Annotated in this window: 14 protein-coding genes; 1 reads left to right on the top strand and 13 read right to left on the bottom strand. The window is 65.6% G+C overall.

The genetic code is table 11. From position 1 onward, the window contains the following. Nucleotides 1-234: 234 nt before the first annotated feature. From surE to GPL20_RS29765, 12 genes are all read right to left on the bottom strand, one after another. Nucleotides 235-1002, bottom strand: a complete 768-nt coding sequence (surE, locus tag GPL20_RS29820) for a 5'/3'-nucleotidase SurE (RefSeq protein WP_157334413.1) — start codon at nt 1000-1002, stop codon at nt 235-237. Between the two features lie 108 nt (nt 1003-1110). Then, nucleotides 1111-1476 carry a hypothetical protein gene (locus GPL20_RS29815; protein ID WP_157334411.1) on the bottom strand — a complete coding sequence of 122 codons (366 nt, stop codon included), beginning with the start codon at nt 1474-1476 and terminating at the stop codon, nt 1111-1113. 61 nt (nt 1477-1537) lie between these two features. Beyond that, complete coding sequence (serS, locus tag GPL20_RS29810; protein WP_157334408.1) at nt 1538-2869, bottom strand: serine--tRNA ligase; 1332 nt, start codon at nt 2867-2869, stop codon at nt 1538-1540. 191 nt (nt 2870-3060) lie between these two features. After that, nucleotides 3061-3873 (bottom strand): twin-arginine translocase subunit TatC, encoded by an 813-nt coding sequence (tatC, locus tag GPL20_RS29805; RefSeq protein WP_157334405.1) that lies wholly within the window; start codon nt 3871-3873, stop codon nt 3061-3063. Further along, on the bottom strand, nt 3870-4364 hold the full coding sequence (gene tatB / locus GPL20_RS29800) for a Sec-independent protein translocase protein TatB (protein WP_157334403.1): 495 nt from the start codon (nt 4362-4364) through the stop codon (nt 3870-3872). The genes tatC and tatB overlap by 4 nt, the downstream gene beginning before the upstream one ends. Before the next feature lie 87 nt (nt 4365-4451). Further along, nucleotides 4452-4685, bottom strand: coding sequence for a twin-arginine translocase TatA/TatE family subunit (locus GPL20_RS29795; RefSeq protein WP_157334401.1), 234 nt, complete (start codon nt 4683-4685; stop codon nt 4452-4454). Between the two features lie 166 nt (nt 4686-4851). Further along, nucleotides 4852-5616, bottom strand: coding sequence for an SMC-Scp complex subunit ScpB (scpB, locus tag GPL20_RS29790; protein WP_157334399.1), 765 nt, complete (start codon nt 5614-5616; stop codon nt 4852-4854). Nucleotides 5617-5637: 21 nt separating this feature from the next. After that, on the bottom strand, nt 5638-6477 hold the full coding sequence (locus GPL20_RS29785) for a segregation and condensation protein A (protein ID WP_157334389.1): 840 nt from the start codon (nt 6475-6477) through the stop codon (nt 5638-5640). After that, complete coding sequence (gene nagZ, locus GPL20_RS29780) at nt 6474-7502, bottom strand: beta-N-acetylhexosaminidase (RefSeq protein WP_157334386.1); 1029 nt, start codon at nt 7500-7502, stop codon at nt 6474-6476. The genes GPL20_RS29785 and nagZ overlap by 4 nt, the downstream gene beginning before the upstream one ends. Before the next feature lie 46 nt (nt 7503-7548). Beyond that, on the bottom strand, nt 7549-9114 hold the full coding sequence (locus tag GPL20_RS29775; RefSeq protein WP_157334438.1) for an SPOR domain-containing protein: 1566 nt from the start codon (nt 9112-9114) through the stop codon (nt 7549-7551). Between the two features lie 141 nt (nt 9115-9255). Further along, entirely contained in the window at nt 9256-11046 is a 1791-nt protein-coding gene (argS, locus tag GPL20_RS29770; RefSeq protein WP_157334384.1) for an arginine--tRNA ligase, read from the bottom strand. 9 nt (nt 11047-11055) lie between these two features. Next, nucleotides 11056-12264 (bottom strand): deoxyguanosinetriphosphate triphosphohydrolase, encoded by a 1209-nt coding sequence (locus GPL20_RS29765; protein ID WP_254126184.1) that lies wholly within the window; start codon nt 12262-12264, stop codon nt 11056-11058. A 121-nt stretch (nt 12265-12385) separates the two neighbouring features. On the opposite strand from GPL20_RS29765, the gene erpA reads away from it, so the two are divergent. Further along, nucleotides 12386-12715 (top strand): iron-sulfur cluster insertion protein ErpA, encoded by a 330-nt coding sequence (gene erpA / locus GPL20_RS29760; protein ID WP_157334379.1) that lies wholly within the window; start codon nt 12386-12388, stop codon nt 12713-12715. Nucleotides 12716-12724: 9 nt separating this feature from the next. Here the strand turns inward: erpA and GPL20_RS29755 are convergent, their stop codons facing one another. Continuing rightward, a complete protein-coding gene (locus tag GPL20_RS29755; protein WP_157334436.1) occupies nt 12725-15055 on the bottom strand; it encodes an ATP-binding protein in 2331 nt (776 codons plus the stop codon). Nucleotides 15056-15167: the final 112 nt, after the last annotated feature.

Here is a 15167-nt window from a genome sequence, read left to right as displayed (position 1 = left end):
GGTTCCTTTCCCTCGGCGACCCATCTCAGTTCCTCTCGATCTGAGTGAATCTGCTCTAATACCTCGATTCTCAGTTCGATCGGATTGCGATTTTCTGACTCAGTAAGACTAAAGCGCGATGAGATTGAGACGAATCGTCATCGCGCTTTAGGTTATTGTTGGAGCATGATCTTTTCGGAAAACCGCTTCACACTTTTCCGGATCATGCTCTAGCCGCCATTTTCAGGCCGTCCCTTACTTCAACGTCGCGCTCAGCGCTTCGGAGAACGCTTCGTTGGTGCGGTCGAGCCTGAGCGGCGTGACCGAGACATAGCGCTCGCGAAGCGCAGCGAGATCCGTGCCGTCGGCGGGCGTGTCCATCATCGCCGCGCGCTCGAAGCCGATCCAGAAATAGGGATTGCCGCGGCCGTCCTTGCGCTCGTCGATCCGGAGAAAGCCGAGATTGCGCTTGCCCTGACGGGTCACGCGGATGCCGAGCACATCCTCCGGCGCGCAGGCCGGGAAGTTGACGTTGATGACGGTGTCCTTCGGGATACCCGCGGCGATCACCTTGCGTAGGATATCGGGCCCGAACTTGCGCGCGGTATCCCACGGCAGCCGCTCGCGCGTCTCGACGCTGAACTCCTGCGACAGCGCGAATGACGGCAGGCCCAGGATGGTGCCTTCCAGCGCGCCGGCAATCGTGCCGGAATAGACCACGTCTTCGGCGACGTTGCGGCCCTTGTTGACGCCGGACAGCACAAGATCCGGCGGCTTGGTGCCGAGGATGTGACGCGCGCCCATGATGACGCAGTCGGTCGGGGTGCCGCGCACGGCGAAGTGCCGCGGGCCGACCTCGCGCAGGCGCAGGGGATCGTTCAGCGACAGGGAATGCGACACGCCGGACTGGTCGAGTTCGGGCGCCACCACCCAGACGTCATCGGACAATGCGCGCGCGATCTCCTCGACCACCTTGAGGCCGGGGGCGTGGATGCCGTCGTCGTTGGTGCAGAGAATGCGCATGCGAAGGGTCGATTCCTGAAGCGGGTCCGAGCCGTCTTATCCGGCTATGGCCGATCAGGCAAACTTGGCCGGCCGCAGCCCGGTGGCCGGTTCCGGGGCTTCCCCGTCTCAGCGGCGGATGCGCCATTGCGGCAGGAAGCGCGCCAGCCGGCCTTCCGCACGCAGCCTCATCGCCGGCAGCATCGGACTCAGCGCGGGTGAGGCTTCGATCGCGCCAAGCGCTTCCAGCTGCGCCACGATCGGAGCCGAAACCGGGGATTTGGGATAGCGGCCCCGCGCCACCGTCAATGCCTTGTCGAAATCCGCAGCATTGACCCCGGGCTTGGCGCGCCGGCTCTGCACGAGCTCGTCGTCCCAGAGCCGTGCGATCTCGATGTCGAGCACGCCGCGCAGGCGCTGATCCACGGCCTGGATTCCGGCACCTGTCACAGCCCATTGTCGGCCGACCCAGAAGATGTCGCGGTGCAAGGCCATGAACGGCGGGGGTTCGCGTGGACGGGCCGGCAGGATAGCCGGCCGCCCGATCTTCGCAACCCTACTCGCGCGCGATCACCTTCAGCCCGCCCATGTAGGGCTGGAGCACGTCGGGGACCGCGATCGAGCCGTCCTCCTGCTGGTAGGTTTCCATCACCGCAATCAGAGCGCGGCCGACCGCTGTGCCGGAGCCGTTGAGCGTGTGCACGAAGCGCGGCTTGCCGTCCGGCCCGCGCGAGCGCGCATCCATGCGCCGCGCCTGGAAGTCGCCGCACACTGAGCAGCTCGAAATCTCACGGAACATGCCACCGTCGCCCTGCCCGGGCATCCAGACCTCGATGTCATAGGTTTTTTGCGACGAGAAACCCATGTCGCCTGCGCAGAGCGTCATCACGCGGTAGTGCAGATCGAGCTGGCGCAGCACCTCCTCGGCGCAGGCCAGCATCCGCTCCAGCTCGTCCTTGCTCGTTTCCGGCGTCGTGATCGACACCAGCTCGACCTTGGTGAACTGGTGCTGGCGGATCATGCCGCGCGTGTCGCGCCCGGCAGCGCCCGCCTCGGCGCGGAAGCACGGCGTCAGCGCGGTGAGCCGCATCGGCAATTGCTTCTCGTCGAGGATGGATTCGCGCGCGAGGTTGGTCAGCGACACCTCGGCGGTCGGGATGAGGCCGAGGCGCTCGGTCTTGAGCCGTTCATGGTCGGGCGCAGCGAGCAGCTCGCCCTTGATCGCCCAGAACTGATCGTCCTCGAATTTCGGCAACTGCCCGGTGCCGAACATCACCTCGTTGCGCACCAGAAGCGGCGGGTTGATCTCGGTGTAGCCGTGCTCGGTGGTGTGCAGGTCGAGCATGAACTGGCCGATCGCGCGTTCGAGCCGCGCCAGCCCCTTCTTCAGCACGACGAAGCGCGCGCCGGAGAGTTTTGCCGCCGCCTCGAAATCCATGTAGCCGAGCGCGGTGCCGAGATCGTCGTGCAGCTTCGGCGCAAAGCTGTAGTTGCGCTTGGTGCCGAACACGTGGTGCTGCACGTTGCCGTGCTCGTCTACGCCATCGGGCACGTCGTCGAACGGAATGTTCGGGATAGCGGACAGCTCTTTTGTCAGCTCCTCGTCGGCGGCCTTCGCGGCCGCTTCGAGCTCCGGCATTGTCGTCTTCAGCTCGGCCACCTCAGCCATCAGCTTCGCAGCACGCGCCTCGTCCTTCGCCTTCTTGGCATCGCCGATCTCCTTCGAAGCCGCGTTGCGCCGTGCCTGCGCCTGCTCGGAGGCCAGGATCGCCGCGCGCCGCATCTCGTCGATCGCGAGCAGCGAGGCCGACAACGGCTTCAGGCCGCGCCGCGCGAGGCCGGCGTCGAAGGCTTGCGGATTGTCGCGGATCGATTTGATGTCGTGCATGGCGGTGGTCCTGGATCAGCGCGTACACATACAACGGCGAACGTTGTACGTCAGCGCGTCTCCTAGCACGGCTGTCATCGCCCGCGAAAGCGGGTGATCCAGTATTCCAGGGACGGCAGCGATTCTCCGAGAGGCCGCGGCGTGCTGGATTCCCCGCCTTCGCGGGGAATGACGGCGGAGAATGGGGCGCCCTACTCCGCCGGATTCGCCGGCGACGACACGTCGGTGCCGGTGGCGGCCTGCGCGGCAGCCGCCTTCTTCTCCACCATCCCCACCGCGATGATCGAGCCCTCGTACAGTGCCAGCAAGGGGATCGCCAGCGAGCACTGGCTGAGCACGTCAGGCGGCGTCAGCACGGCCGCAATGACGAAGGCGATCACGATGAAATAGCGGCGCTTCTCGCGCAGCATTTTCGAGGTGACGATGCCGATGCGGCCGAGCAGCGTCAGGATCACCGGAAGCTGGAAGGCGATGCCGAAGGCGAAGATCAGCGACATCATCAGCGACAGATATTCGCCGACCTTGGGCAGCAGCTGGATTTGCGCGGTCTCGTCGCTGCCGGCCTGCTGCATGCCGAGCGAGAAGCGGACCAGCATCGGCAGCACCACGAAATAGACCAGCGCGGCGCCCAGCACGAAGAAGAACGGAGTGGCGACCAGATACGGCAGGAAGGCCTGCTTCTCGTGCTTGTAGAGCCCCGGCGCCACGAACTTGTAGATCTGGGTCGCGACGATCGGGAACGAGATGAAGCCCGCGCCGAACAGCGCCAGTTTGAGCTGGGTGATGAAATACTCCAGCAGCGCGGTGTAGATGAACTTGGAGTTCTCGGGACCCGCGACCCACACGAACGGCCAGACCAGCACGTTGTAGATCTGCTTGGCGAAGAAGAAACAGAAGATGAAGGCAACGCCGAAGCCTAGTAGCGCCTTGATCAGCCGCGACCGCAGCTCGATCAGGTGGTCCATCAGAGGGGCTTTGCTGGCCTCGATATCGGCGTCGGTCATGACGCTTTGGCGTCCTTGATCGCTTCGGATGGCGCGGTGTCCTGCGTGACCTGCGCCTGCTCGACCTCGCGGGTGATCGCGAGCGGCTCGTTCGCGGCTGCATGCGCCTCTGCTTCCATGAAGGTCGCCGGCGTCGGGGCTTCCGGCGTGGTGGGCGTCGTCGGCGGTTCAACGGCAGTCGTCGTGGACGTCTCGGCCGGCTTGTCCAGCGCATCGACGCGCAGTGCGTCGCTGACGTCCTTCTGGAGTGAGGTCAGCGGATTGAAGCCGGTGGCGGCTTCCTTGACCTCATCAAAGCTCTTCTTGAGGTCGGCCATCTCGGCTTCGCGCATCGCTTCCTGGAACTGGCCCTGGAATTCGGCGGCCATCTTGCGGGCCTTGCCCATCCACTGTCCGACCATGCGCAGCACGCCCGGCAGCTCTTTCGGGCCGATGGCGACCAGGGCCACGACCCCGATGAGGACCAGTTCACTCCACCCGATGTCGAACATGAGGTCTTCCGTTCACGCCAGCCGTAACCGGCCCAATCCTTGCGCGCAGGATCGGGGCCGCTACCCGCGTCTCGCGTGCTCTCTGGCTCAGACGGCCTTGCTGCCGACGTCGGACCGTGCCGCGGTCGGCGCAGCATTGTTCTCGATGGACTTGGCCGGCTCGGGCTTGTCGGCGACCTTGTCGTCGTCCTGCATGCCCTTCTTGAACGCCTTGATGCCCTGCGCCACGTCGCCCATCAGATCCGAAATCTTGCCGCGGCCGAACAGCAGCAGGACCACTGCGATCACCAAGATCCAGTGCCAAATGCTGAGTGAACCCATCCTGCAACCCTCCAAACGCGCATGGCCGGGGACCCGGCCGATCTTCACCGAAACCTAGGCTTGGCGGGTCTCAAAAACAAGGACCAAGGCAGCGCCAATTCGCTGTTGGCGCTACGTAATCTTGCTAGTGTTAACCGGTCGCAGGGGCCCGCAAACGGACGGACCGTCAGTCCTCGGCGCCGCCTTCGCTGCCACCCTCATTGCCGCCCTCCGGCGCCTCTTCCGGGGTCTCGGGCTCGACCGCAGGCGCCAGCGCGAGATCGAGGTCCTCGCCCGGTTCCAACGGATCCTCGTCCTCACGCAGTGCCGGATCATCCGACGGCGTCGGCACGCTGAATCCGGTCGGCAGCCGCGAATCCAGGAGGCCGGTGCCCTTCAGCTCTTCGAGGCCGGGCAGATCACCGAGCTGTTCCAGCGTGAACTGCGACAGGAAGTCCTCGGTGGTTCCGAAGGTCAGGGGACGGCCAGGCGTCTTGCGACGACCGCGCGGCTTGATCCAGCCGGTCTCCAGCAGCACGTCGAGCGTGCCCTTCGAGGTCACGACGCCGCGGATCTCCTCGATCTCGGCACGCGTCACCGGCTGGTGATAGGCGATGATCGCCAGCACCTCGATCGCCGCGCGCGACAGGCGGCGCGTCTCGGTGCTCTCCCGCGTCATCAACCAGGCGAGATCGCCGGCAGTGCGGAAGGTCCATTTGTTGGCGACGCGCACGAGGTTCACGCCGCGCGAGGCATAGTCCGCCTGCAATTGCTCGAGCGCGGCCTTGACGTCCACACCCTCCGGCATGCGCTTCGCCAGCGTCGCGGTATCCAGCGGTTCGCTCGAAGCAAACAGCAGCGCTTCGAGCAGCCGCAATTCCTCGGGACGTGCCTGGGACTCGTTCTCCATCGGCTCGGCCTCTTCTACCCGCACTTCAGCCAGGCTTGCCATGGCAGATTCTCCTTCTTGCACTTAACCGACCGGCGCATCGGGCGCAGGAGCTGCGTCCACGACCGGTTTGGGGCGCCCCTTCCGGAAATAGATGGGCGCAAACGCCTCTTTCTGGTTCAGCTCGAGCTGACCTTCGCGCACCAGTTCGAGCGCGGCGGCGAAGCTCGAAGCGAACACCGTCGCGCGCTGCGTCGGATCGGCGACATGCCGGATGAGAAAGTCGTCGAGAACGCCCCAGTCGTCCTGTTCGCTGATGCTGCCGACCAGCCGCTCCAGCGTGGCGCGCGCCTCCGCGAGCGACCACACCGTCCGCTTGGCCAGATGCACGCTCGCCAGCACGCGCGACTGGCGCTGCGCGGCATAGGCGGTGAGCAGGTCGTACAGCGTCGCGGTGTATTTCGGATGCTTGATCTCGGCGATCTGCTCGGGCTCGCCGCGCGGGAAAATGTCGCGCTGCAATTGCGGCCTGTTCATCAGCCGGTTGGCGGCTTCGCGAATGGCTTCCAGCCGGCGCAGGCGGTTGGCGAGCGCGGTCGCCATCTGCTCTGCGCTCGGGCCTTCCGCACTCGGCGGCTCCGGCAGCAGCAGGCGCGACTTCAGGAAGGCAAGCCACGCCGCCATCACGAGATAATCGGCGGCAAGCTCGAGCCTGATCTTTCGCGCAGCTTCGATGAAGTGGAGATACTGGTCGGCCAGCGCCAGGATCGAGATCTTGGCCAGATCGACCTTCTGCTGCCGCGCCAACGCGAGCAGCAAATCGAGCGGGCCTTCATACCCCTCGACGTCCACCACCAACGCCGGCTCACCCTCGGCAAGCTCTGCGGGCCGCCCGGTTTCAAACGATAGGATTTCTGCGGTCATGCGGATGCCGTGTTTGCCCGTGCGATCAATGCGTCCAGTTCGGCGCGCGCGCCGATGCGGTCGAACGGCTGCGGCGCCCTGCGCGCGGCGAGCGCGGCATTCGCCCGCTCCAGCGCCCTGCCCGCCAATTCAGGCGTCTGGCCAGCGACCTCGCGCATCTCCTCGATGTTGCCGTTGCAATGCAGGGCCACGTCGCAACCGGCCGCGAAGATGGCGCGGGTCCGCTCGGCGATGCCTCCCGCCAGCGCGTTCATCGACACGTCATCACTCATTAACAAACCCTGGAACCCGATTGCGCCGCGAATCACCTGAGTGATCATTGTCGCAGATGTCGTCGCCGGATGGGCGGGGTCGAAGGCGCTAAACACAACATGTGCAGTCATGGCCATCGGCAAGTCCGACAGCGGCTTGAACGCGGCGAAGTCGGTCCGCTCGAGCTGATCCCTGGGCGTATCGACCGTCGGCAGCTTGAAATGGGTGTCCGCGGTGGCCCGGCCATGGCCGGGGATGTGCTTGAGGACCGGCAGCACGCCGCCCTGCTCCAGTCCCTCGGTGACCGCACGGGCAATCGCCGCGACCTTGCCCGGCTCAGTCCCGTAGGCCCGGTTCCCAATGACCGCATCGGCGCCCGGCACCGGCACGTCGGCCAGCGGCAGGCAATCCACGGTGATACCGAGATCGGCGAGATCGGCCGCGATCAGGCGTGCACTGAGGCGCGCCGCAGTCAGCCCCAGAACCGAATCAGTGTCGTACAAGGTCGCGAACACGGCTCCCGGCGGATAGACCGGCCAGTGCGGCGGCCCCAATCGCTGCACCCGCCCGCCCTCCTGGTCGATCAGGACCGGGGCGTCGGCGGCTCCAGCCACCGCTCGCAATTCCGCAACCAGTGCAGCAACTTGGGCCGGCGTATCGACATTGCGCTTGAAGAGAATGAAGCCCCACGGCCGTTCGGCACGGATGAACTCCCGCTCGGCGGCGGTCAGTTCCGTTCCGGATACGCCGGTAATGAAGGCCCGCGTGCTCATAAGGGCCGATTAACCCTGCCCCGCGAGGGGGTCAAGGAAACGGCCGTTAATTCCTCTGGACGAAGCAGCTCGGTAAGCCGGCGGACTTCAGGCTGTTGCAGGCCTGCGTCGCTTCCTCGGCCGCACCGTAGGGCCCGGCGAAGGCGCGGTAGACAACTCCCTTGCCCTTGTCGGTGAGATCGACCCGCTTGATCACTGGCGAGCGCGAGCCGAGCACGCTGCCATACTTGCTCTGAAGCACCCGGTAGGACGCGGCGGCGCTGTCCTCGCTCTGCTGCGAAGAAACCTGCACGACGTAGCCGCCACCGCCATTGCTGGCGGGCGCAATCTGTGTCGGGCTGGTCGCAGCCATCCGCTGCGGCGGCTCGGCTGCCGGTGACGATTGCGGCGCGAGCGACATGGGTTGATTGGCGCTGGCATTCGCTGACGTCGGCGGATTGCGCGGTGCGATCGGTGCAGCCGGCGCCGCAACAGGCTTCGGCGCAGCTGTCGGCTTGGCGGCGGCGGATTGCGGCACAGCGCTATCGGTCTGATCGCCCTTCACCGCCACGGTCCTGATCGGGCGCGGCGAATTGTTTGGCAGCGTGCCGTTGCTCGGGGTCGGACCCGCGCTCGGCGGCGGCACCGTGGACGGCGAAACGCTCGCCACCGACGGCGGGTTCGCATTCTGGTTCAGCGGCGGAAACACCACGCGTGGACCGCCCGCCTTGGCGGCGACGTCGACGGGCGCCTCCTCGCGCGGCACGATCTTCTCGCTGCCGTCGCCGCTCACCATGCGATCCGGCACCTTGGCCGAGGAGTCCGTCGGCGCCGGCACGATCTTGGTCGGCGTGTTGTCGGCCTTGATGATCGGCGGCTCGCCGCTGCGGGGCGAACCGACATAGGTCTTGTAGGCGAAGGCGGCGCCGGTCCCGACCACGGCAAGCGCCAGGATCGCCGCGACCGTCATCATGCCGCCGCGCTGCTTCTTCGGCTCGTCGAGATCAGCCTCGGGATAGTCGCTCTGGAACGCGTAAGGATCATCCGGATAGGCCGGATCGCGCTGGTAATCCTGCTCGCCCGTCTCCAGTCGCCCGTAGAGCGCATCATCGTAGCGCGACGGATCGGGCTGCTGGTACGGCTGCTCCTCGTAAGCCTGATCGGGCTGCTGGTAAGCCTGATCCTGATAGGCCTGAGCTTGATAGGCGTGATCCTGATAGGCTTGCGGCTGATGAGCATCAGGCTCAGGCGCGGTCGGCTGGGCTGAATAGCGATGCAACGGATGAACCGGGCTCACGGTAACGGGATAGTCAGGCTCCGGCGCAGGTACCGGCTGCGGCTGCACGTTGGCGCGCCGCATCCATGAGGGCGGCCCGGGCGGTGGTGGCGGGGCCTGCTCGGCATAGTCCTGCCGATAATCGTCCTGCGGATAATCGTGTTCCTGATAGCTCGGGATCGGTGCAGGAGCCGCCGGCGGCTTTGCAGTGGGACGCCCCTGCGCCGCGAACGGATCGGTCTGTCCGATCAGGCGGGCGAGTTCGGCCAAGGGATCGTTTTCCGCCTTCCCATGCTGATCGCTACCGCGACCATAGTCATCGGAGGGAAACGGTCTGTCCTGATATCGTTCGGCCATCGTGATGATGCGTCCCTTCGGGAAAGCCGCGCGCCCCTCGACCAAGGCGCGGCCTTCAACCCACAAGGCTTTCAACCAAGTCTAAGCGATCCGGCTTCTGCCGGTTACCCCCAAAAGTCCCCTTAAGTAGTTCGCCCCAAACTACCGCATCTCGTCCGGAGCATGGACGCCGAGGATGGCGAGGCCCGATGCCAAGACAGAGACGACGCCCTGGACCATTGCCAGCCGCGCCTTTGTAAGATCTGCATCATTATTGATAATGAAGCGTAAATAGGGCAAATCGCGCCCCTTCGTCCAAAGTGCGTGAAATTCGCTGGCTAAATCATAGAGATAAAAGGCAATTCGGTGCGGCTCATGGGCCGCCGCTGCCGCTTCCAGCATCCGCGGATAAATTGCAAGACGCTTGAGAAGATCGAATTCGACCGGGTCAGACAGGCGCTCCACCGCCGACTCACTGAGCCAGGCGATGCGCTTGCCGGCATCCTCCGGGAGTTCCGGGAACACCTCGGCCCGCGCGTTGCGGAAGATCGAGTGGCCGCGGGCGTGACCGTACTGAACGTAGAACACGGGGTTGTCGCGCGACTGTTCCATGACCTTGGCGAGGTCGAAGTCGAGCACCGCGTCGTTCTTCCGGTAAAGCATCATGAAGCGGACGGCGTCCTGGCCGACCTCATCCACCACCTCACGCAAGGTGACGAAGTCCCCGCTCCGCTTGGACATTTTCACCGGCTCGCCGTTGCGCAGCAACTTCACGAGCTGGACGATCTTGACGTCGAGCGCCCCCTTGCCGGAGGTCGTCGCCTTCACCGCCGCCTGCATGCGCTTGATATAGCCGCCGTGATCGGCGCCCCAGACGTCGATCATCTCGGCAAAGCCGCGGTCGAACTTGTTCTTGTGGTAGGCGATGTCGGAGGCGAAGTAGGTGTAGGAATTGTCCGACTTGATCAGCGGACGATCGACGTCGTCGCCGTAGGCGGTCGCCTTGAACAGCAGCTGTTCGCGGTCTTCCCAATCCTCGACCGGCGCACCCTTCGGCGGCGGCAGGCGCCCCTCATAGATGTCGCCCTTGGCGCGCAGGAAATCGATGGTCTCGGCCACCTTGTTGTTGCCGTCCTCGATCAGCGAGCGCTCGGAGAAGAACACGTCGTGGCGGATGTTGAGGGCGGCGAGATCGTCCTTGATCTCATCCATCATCATCGCGATCGCCTTGGCGCGAACCGTCGGCAGCCACGCGCCCTCGCTCAGCGCAAGGAGCTTATCGCCATGCTCCTTCGCCAGCGCGGTGCCAACCGGCTTCAGATAATCGCCGGGATAAAGCCCCTCCGGGATCGCGCCGATGTCCTCGCCAAGCGCCTCGCGATATCTCAGGAAGGCAGAGCGCGCGAGCACGTCGACCTGGGCGCCAGCATCATTGATGTAATATTCGCGCGTGACGTCATGGCCCGCGAACTCGAGCAGGCTCGCCAGCGCATCGCCGAACACGGCGCCGCGGCAATGGCCGACATGCATCGGACCGGTGGGATTGGCCGAGACGTATTCGACATTGACCTTGGAGCCGCCGCGAAGGCGGCCGTAATCGGCGCCCTCGCGCAGCACCGTGCGCAGCGCCTCCGCCCAGGCGGCCGGCTTCAGCGTCAAATTGATGAAGCCAGGACCGGCGACGTCGACCTTGGCGATCAGCGCATCGGCGCGCAGCCGCTCGGCGATCTGCTCGGCGAGGTCGCGGGGCTTTGCCTTTGCCTCTTTCGCCAGCACCATGGCGGCGTTGGTCGCCATGTCGCCATGGGAGGCATCGCGCGGCGGCTCGACCACCACGCGCGAGAAATCAATGCCCTCGGGCCAGTTGGCGTCCGCCGCGAGCGCGCGGCAGGCGGCGTGCACACGCGCGAGCACGTCGGCGAACAGATGCAGGGATGAGGATGTGTCGGGCATGGCCGCCGCCTAACGCAAATCCGGGGTCGAGTCAAAGAGCCGCTGGTGCTCGGTTAGGGCGAAACGGTCGGTCATTCCGGCAATGAAATTGCCGATCCGGCGTGCTCGGTCGCCCTCATTGTCCGCCTCCGCTCCCACCAGCCATTCGGGCGGCAACTCGTCCGGCGATGTCAGGTATTTCGCGAACAGGTCGAACAGGATCTGCTCCGCCTCCGCCATCACCCGCATCACCCGCTTGTGGCGGTACATGTGCTGATAGAGAAAGCGCTTGATGGCGGCCTCCTCCTCCGCGACATCGGCCGGGAACGCGATCAGCGCCCGGCTCTGCTGGCGGACATCCTGGGCCGATTGCGGCTTGACCGCCGCAAGGCTCTTCTGCGCCTCGGCGAACACCGCACCGATCAGGTGCGAGATCAGCTCGCGCACCAGCTCGGCGCCGCGCCTGACGTCTTCAAGCTCGGGGTAATGCGCCGAGGTCTCGGCGATGATCTCCGCGGTGAGCGGCATCACCTTCAGATCGTCGAGATGGAACAGGCCGGCGCGCAGGCCATCGTCGATGTCGTGGGCGTCATAGGCGATGTCGTCGGCGATCGCGGCGACCTGCGCCTCGAGCGAGGCGAAGCTCCAGAGCTCGAGATCGTAGGCTTTGTTGTACTCGGCAATGCCGACGGGAACGCCGTGCTCGCGATAGCGCCCGACCGGCGCGCCGCTGCGGTCAGTCAGCGGACCGTTGTGCTTGACGATGCCCTCCAGCGACTCCCAGGTCAGGTTGAGCCCGTCGAACTCGGGATAGCGGTGCTCCAGCGCCGCGACGACACGGAGCGCCTGGGCATTGTGGTCGAAGCCGCCGAACTCTTTCAGGCAGGCATCCAGCGCCCGCTCGCCCGCGTGCCCAAACGGCGGGTGACCGAGATCATGGGCAAGCGCCAGCGTTTCCGTGAGGTCCTCGTCCAGCCCGAGCTGCCGGACCAGTGCGCGGGCGATCTGCGCCACTTCCAGCGAATGGGTCAGCCGGGTGCGGTAATGATCACCCTCGTGGAACACGAACACCTGGGTCTTGTACTTCAGGCGGCGGAACGCGGTGGAATGGATCACCCGGTCGCAATCGCGCCGGAACGGGCTGCGGGTCCGGCTCGGGGGCTCGGTGACCAGCCGGCCGCGGCTGCGATCGGGATCGCAGGCATAGGGCGCGCGGGGGGCTGCCATTCCGACGGACACGGCGAATTTAGTCCCTATCCATTTGATTCTGCGTATGGTGGCACTTAACTATGTCGGACGCGGGATACCAAATGAATTGGGCAAGACTCTTGTGTGACCGCGGGACTATCGGAGACCAATAATGACGACTGAAGTGACCATCAGCGACCGGGCCGCACGCCGGATTGGGGAGATCCTCAAGGGCGAAGGTTCGGGGGCGATGCTGCGCATCTCCGTCGAGGGCGGCGGCTGCTCCGGCTTCCAGTACAAGTTCGATATTGACCGGGCCCGCACCGACGACGATCTCGTGATCGAGCAGGACAATGCGGTGGTGCTGGTCGATTCCGCCTCCCAGCCGTTCCTGGCGGGCTCGCAGGTCGATTTCGTCGACGATCTGATTGGCGCCTCGTTCCGCGTCAACAATCCCAACGCGACCGCCTCCTGCGGCTGCGGGACCAGCTTCTCGGTCTGACATTGCCGGCTACACGCCGGCGATCTGCTTTTCCTCGTCCGTCCACTCCATCTCGACCGGCATCAGATCCGGCTGAAGCGGCGTTTCCTCCCATCCAACGTGGCCGTCCAGCGCGTGCAGCAATGCCGCGACCAGCGCCGGTTTGCGCAGCGGCTTTGCCAGGAAGTCCGACATGCCCGCCTCGCGGCAGATCGTGACGTCTTCGGGGAATGCGTTGGCGGTCAGCGCGATGATCGGCAAGGCTCCGAAGCGCCCCCCTCTCGCGCGGATCGCCCGGGTCGCGGCAAGCCCGTCCATATCCGGCATGCGCACGTCCATCAGGACGACATCATAATCACCTTCCGAGGCCGCCTCGACGGCCTGGACGCCGTCGGTGACGACACGCAGCTCGACGTCGAATGCGCCGAGCATCTTGCTCACGACCATGCGGTTGACGGCGTCATCCTCCGCGACCAGCACCTTCAGCGGCCGGTCGAGCTCGGCGATCCGCGCCTTGAGCTCATCGGCCTCGTCGCCGCCGGCCGCCTGGTCGGATGCCTGCGCCTGGCTCCAGGGCAGCACCAGCGTGAAGCGGAAGGTGGAGCCCTCGCCCGGCGTCGAGGTGACGCCGATGGTCCCGCCCATCTGTTCGATGATGCGCCGGGAGATCGCAAGGCCAAGCCCGGTGCCGCCGAAACGGCGGCTGATCGAGGCATCGGCCTGGGCGAAGTCGCTGAAGAGCTGGCCGAGCTTTTCGGGAGCGATGCCGATGCCGCTGTCGGTCACCGTCCATTCGACGGTGGCGAGCAGATCGCGGCGGGCCTGGCAGACGGCTGATATGGTCACCTCGCCCTGATCGGTGAATTTCACCGCATTGGAGGCGAGGTTGAGCAGCACCTGGCGGATGCGCGCGACGTCGCCGCGCAGCGTCGGGGGCAGGTTCGGATCGAGCTCGACCCTGATCGCCAGCCCCTTGCCCTTGGCGCTCGCGCGCGCAACGGTCGCGACCGTCTCGACCAGCGCCTGCGGCGCGAAGTCGATCGCCTCGAACGCGAAGCGCCCGGCCTCAAGCTTGGAGAGGTCGAGGATGTCGTTGAGGATACGCTGGAGATTGTCGCCGGACTCGCGGATCGTGGTGACGGCCTCGCGCTGCTCCGGATCGAGCTCTGTCTCCAGCAGCATGCTGGCAAGCCCAAGCACGCCGTTCATGGGCGTGCGGATCTCGTGGCTCATCACGGCCAGAAAGTCGGACTTGGCACGGCTCTCGGCCTCGGCCTTCTCGGCGCGCCAGCGCTCGGTGACGTCGCGGCCGAAGCCGCGATAGCCGAGGAACTGGCCGTCGCGATCATAGGCCGGCTTCGCCGTCAGCGACCACAGCCGCGCCTCGCCGCCGGCGACGACCTTGAGATTCATCTCGTGGAGCGGTTCGGCATGCTCCATGAGGCCGACGACATTGTAGGCCGCGGTCTTGTCCTCGGGGCAGAGCATGTCGAGCACGTCGGCGAAGTGCGATCCCTTCAGCAGCGGAAGCGGTAGCTGCGCGACGTCGGCGAAGCGTTCGGGCACATCGACAAGACGCCCTTCGGCATCGGTTTGCCACAGCCAGTCGCTGGCGTTCTCCTGAAAGTCCTTCAGCAGCAGCGAGATGATCTCGGTCTGGCGCTCGAGCTCGAGCTGGGCCTTGAGATTGCCGAGGAACAGATTGCCTTGCAACACGATATTGCGCGCCATGAAGAACGCGAACAGCAGCAGGAACACCGCGGTCACCAGGTAGGGTCCGGTGCCGCACAGCAGCATGGCGCCGGCGCAGGCGATCGTCATGGTGGCGAGATAGACGAGGCCGGCGCGCGGGAAGGTCGACAGCGTGAAGGCGCCGCCGGACATCATGCCGACCATCAGGCAGGCCAGGATGAGCTGGCTGGTCGGCTCGATCCGGCTGAACAGGGCGAGCGGCAGCGTGCCCCAGATCGCGGCGAGGAAAAACGCCTGCCGCAGCATCTGCCGCGCGGCGCGGGGCGAAGCTTCCAGCGGCGGGCTGCGATGCGACCGCCGCCACGCGCGAACCGCGAGCGAGGCGGTGACGGCGAGGGTCATGCCCCAGATCGCGAGGAAGTCGTTCCAGCCCCTGCCCCAGAACAGGATCAGCACGATGGCGACGTTGAGCATGGTGACCGCCATCGTCACCGGGATCAGGCGCGTCACCGCGTCGATCTGCTTGGCGCGGATGCGGCGCATCTCGCGCTCGCTGAGATCGGCGGTCAGGCCGTCCTCGATCTCGAAGCCGCCGAGCCAGTACAGGAACGCACCGATCAGGCCGTCGCGCGGCTCAGTTCGCGTCATGGATTTGTCGGGCCATCCCATCCGTGGAACCATTTTGGACTCAATGGCCCATCGCGCGCTTAAGCCGGGTTAATTTTGTGGGAGATTTTGCGGCGTCCTTGACGGGCGCGTTTGCAGTTTGTTCTAACCATGG

It is taken from the genome of Bradyrhizobium cajani (assembly GCF_009759665.1).
GTDB classification, from domain to species: Bacteria; Pseudomonadota; Alphaproteobacteria; order Rhizobiales; family Xanthobacteraceae; genus Bradyrhizobium; species Bradyrhizobium cajani.
The sequence above is the reverse complement of the archived record's forward strand: the minus strand, read 5'-3'. Positions and strand labels throughout refer to the sequence as shown.

Excerpts from the sequence above, each read along its gene's own strand:
- scpB (WP_157334399.1), bottom strand. The coding sequence starts at position 5,616 with ATGGCAAGCCTGGCTGAAGTGCGGGTAGAAGAGGCCGAGCCGATGGAG.
- GPL20_RS29775 (WP_157334438.1), bottom strand. The coding sequence starts at position 9,114 with ATGGCCGAACGATATCAGGACAGACCGTTTCCCTCCGATGACTATGGT.
- erpA (WP_157334379.1), top strand. The coding sequence starts at position 12,386 with ATGACGACTGAAGTGACCATCAGCGACCGGGCCGCACGCCGGATTGGG.
- nagZ (WP_157334386.1), bottom strand. The coding sequence starts at position 7,502 with ATGAGCACGCGGGCCTTCATTACCGGCGTATCCGGAACGGAACTGACC.
- GPL20_RS29795 (WP_157334401.1), bottom strand. The coding sequence starts at position 4,685 with ATGGGTTCACTCAGCATTTGGCACTGGATCTTGGTGATCGCAGTGGTC.
- GPL20_RS29755 (WP_157334436.1), bottom strand. The coding sequence starts at position 15,055 with ATGGGATGGCCCGACAAATCCATGACGCGAACTGAGCCGCGCGACGGC.
- argS (WP_157334384.1), bottom strand. The coding sequence starts at position 11,046 with ATGCCCGACACATCCTCATCCCTGCATCTGTTCGCCGACGTGCTCGCG.
- serS (WP_157334408.1), bottom strand. The coding sequence starts at position 2,869 with ATGCACGACATCAAATCGATCCGCGACAATCCGCAAGCCTTCGACGCC.
- GPL20_RS29815 (WP_157334411.1), bottom strand. The coding sequence starts at position 1,476 with ATGGCCTTGCACCGCGACATCTTCTGGGTCGGCCGACAATGGGCTGTG.
- surE (WP_157334413.1), bottom strand. The coding sequence starts at position 1,002 with ATGCGCATTCTCTGCACCAACGACGACGGCATCCACGCCCCCGGCCTC.
- tatB (WP_157334403.1), bottom strand. The coding sequence starts at position 4,364 with ATGTTCGACATCGGGTGGAGTGAACTGGTCCTCATCGGGGTCGTGGCC.
- GPL20_RS29785 (WP_157334389.1), bottom strand. The coding sequence starts at position 6,477 with ATGACCGCAGAAATCCTATCGTTTGAAACCGGGCGGCCCGCAGAGCTT.
- tatC (WP_157334405.1), bottom strand. The coding sequence starts at position 3,873 with ATGACCGACGCCGATATCGAGGCCAGCAAAGCCCCTCTGATGGACCAC.